The organism is Kitasatospora sp. NPDC093558 (assembly GCF_040683475.1).
Taxonomy (GTDB): Bacteria; Actinomycetota; Actinomycetes; order Streptomycetales; family Streptomycetaceae; genus Kitasatospora.
On the sequence record NZ_JBFBDY010000818.1, the window covers coordinates 1 to 2,463 of the forward strand.

General features: G+C 71.3%; 3 protein-coding genes. All 3 read right to left on the bottom strand.

Going from position 1 to position 2,463, the window contains the following annotated elements:
* Positions 1–73 precede the first annotated feature (73 nt).
* Entirely contained in the window at positions 74–1,819 is a 1,746-nt protein-coding gene (locus tag AB0O00_RS35630) for a hypothetical protein (RefSeq protein WP_363658850.1), read from the bottom strand.
* Positions 1,816–1,953 carry a hypothetical protein gene (locus AB0O00_RS35635; RefSeq protein ID WP_363658851.1) on the bottom strand — a complete coding sequence of 46 codons (138 nt, stop codon included), beginning with the start codon at positions 1,951–1,953 and terminating at the stop codon, positions 1,816–1,818. The genes AB0O00_RS35630 and AB0O00_RS35635 overlap by 4 nt, the downstream gene beginning before the upstream one ends.
* Before the next feature lie 294 nt (positions 1,954–2,247).
* Positions 2,248–2,463, bottom strand: a 216-nt coding sequence (locus tag AB0O00_RS35640; RefSeq protein WP_363658852.1) for a transposase, incomplete at its 5' end; no start/stop codon positions are given.

Below are 2,463 nucleotides of genomic sequence, written 5' to 3' on the forward strand. Positions count from 1 at the left end.
TCGCCCCTCACAGGATTGTGAGGGGCGATCCGCGTTTTTGCTGGTCAGGCGGGGTTTGAGGGGTGGGGCGGGTTCAGGGGTTGTGGCTGTGGCGTTTGGGGGTCCAGTCGTGGGGGTTGTTGGGGGTTCGGCGATTGGTGGGGCGCCTTCGGGCGGGCTGGGTGGCGCTTTGGAGGGTGTCGAGCCAGGCGGCGAGCTTGCGGTGGTTGGCGTGGGCGAGCTGGAAGGCGAGGAGGATCGACTGGGCGGCGATTCCGCGGACGCGGCGGGTGCGGGAGCGCTCGAGGGCTTCGTGGTCCTTGGCGTACTGGTTGAAGTGCTCGACACGATTTCGGAGGTGGAAGTACAGGCGGACCCAGTCGGGGCGGGCGTGTTCGAGTTCCTGCCAGAACCGGATGCCGGTGTCGCGGTGGAAGGTGAGGGACTCGCGCACGCAGACCTCGGGGTGGCCGCCGGGGGTGGGGGCGGGGTCGACGGGGATCAGGCGGGGGTCGCGGCCCAGGCTGCGGGGTTTGACGGGGCAGGCGGCGGTGGGGTGGGTGCCGGCTGCCGGGCACAGCAGGCGGCGAGCGCCACGCGCATCGGGAGCGGCTTTAGGGCGCAGGCGGTAGGCGGGGCGGGCGTCGACGCGGTGGCGCCAGGTGGTGCGGTCGATCTTTTGGGCGAGGTAGTCGGCGGTAGCGGTGATGAGGGGCTTCGGGATGTGGGGGCAGTACCAGGTACCGTCGACGAGGAGGGCTCCGGCGTGGGTGCCCTGGATGCCGAGCTGGTCGCGCCGGTAGTCCCAGATCGGCTGGTAGCCAAGGTCGTGGACGGGGATGTGGAAGGTCACGGGCTGGGAACTGCTGTAGGCGCGGTCGGCGGCGAGCCGGCCGGGCCGGTAGCGGCGCCGGGCCATGTCCTTGAGGGCGGTGAGGGCGTTGCCGGCGGGGTCGTGTCCGGGCTTGTGGACGGTGAAGGCCAGCGCGAGTGCAGGCAAGCGGAGTTCAGGCGGTAGGTCACTGGCGGGGGTGGTGTCGCCCAGGACGGCGAGGGTGGTCTCGTAGCCGAACAGGGAGCGGCGGCTCTTCTTCGCCTTGCGGCCGTCGGTCGTGTCGCTCGGGTCGCGGTGGTTGCCGTCACGGACGTACCAGGCGGCGTCGGGGTCGGTGGCGGTGTGTTCGGTGCCGGGGTGGACACCGGCGGAGAAGGTGCGTACGGGTGTGGCGTCGACGGCGACCGCGCCCTCCCAGTATTCGTCGATGAGTGGCCGGGCTGGGGCGAGGGAGGCTTCGAGGATGCGGTTGGTGACCTCTACGAGCAGCGCTCGCCTCCGGTCGAGGTCGCTCTGGTCGGCGCCGGCTTCGAGGGCGGCCGCGTCGGTGCGCTTGATGCGGCGTTTGGGTAGCGGGGAGGGGTCCATGACGCGCTCGACGGCGTGGAAGGCGCGCCGCACGGCCAGGTAGGCGGCCTCGAACCCGTCGACGTCGTCCGGCCATGCAGGAAGGGCGAGTTGAGTGCGGATGGATGCGGGCAGCTGCTGGGCGAGGAGGTCGGCGACGTCCGCGAGGACGACGCGGCCCTGGGCGCGCCAGGACGCCAGGGTCATGCCCACGAACAGGGCCTGGATGGTGACCGTGCGCGGCCGTCCGGCAGGTGACTTGCGGTGGGCGTCCAGTGCGTGGGTGATCAGGGGGAGGACGCCGGAGCGGTCGACGAACTGGCGGGCCCGAGTGGCCTCGGCGCGCGTGACCGGCTTGCGGCGCTCGCGCAGCGTGTGGATCCAGGCCGCTGGGAGCTCGGAGTGGGGGATGCGGCGGGCGGGGCGGGGGCGGGTCACGGCATCTCCCTGAGGATCGTGTGGGCGGCGTCGGGGCCTGCGGGCTGCAGGTAGGGCAGGAAGCGGGACAGGGCGTGCAGGGAGACGAGGCCGGCGGCGGCCAGCAGGACCGGCAGCGGGATGGGCACGTTCATCCGCTCGACGAGCCAGGTGGCGCGGCATCGGCCCATGACCAGGCGCGGGACCCGGCGGTCGGGGGCTGCGCGGGCGGTGAAGCCGGTGGCAACAGGTTGACCGGTGTCGCTGCTGGTGGAGCTCAGCGGCCTCGGCGCACCGGTGCTTCCAGGGCCGCACTGGTGTGTCCCGAAGCAAGAAGCAGGCTGCTGGCGGTGGAGAGGGTGAAGACACCGCACGTGCGGGTTAGCTGGTCGAAGGGGACCTGCGCCACGCCTCAGCTTGACTCTGTCGGGGATCTTGGATGATCGGGCTCAAGTGCCAAGGGTTCGCCAGGACTTCGGCCGAGGGATGTCGTTCTCGTCCAGGAAGGTCTGGAAGGCGGTCGGCGGTCTTGGTGACGGGGCTTCATCGGTGACTGGCCGGCCGCTGAGTCGTTCGATGTTGACGGCGATGGCTGTGAGTACATGCTGCAGGTGGGCTTTCGGCTGGCCTCGGTAGCGGCAGCGGCGCATGCCGTGTCCGTGGGC

Bases quoted from the DNA above. Each gene is read 5' to 3' on its own strand.
- AB0O00_RS35635 (WP_363658851.1), bottom strand. From the start codon at position 1,953: ATGAACGTGCCCATCCCGCTGCCGGTCCTGCTGGCCGCCGCCGGCCTC.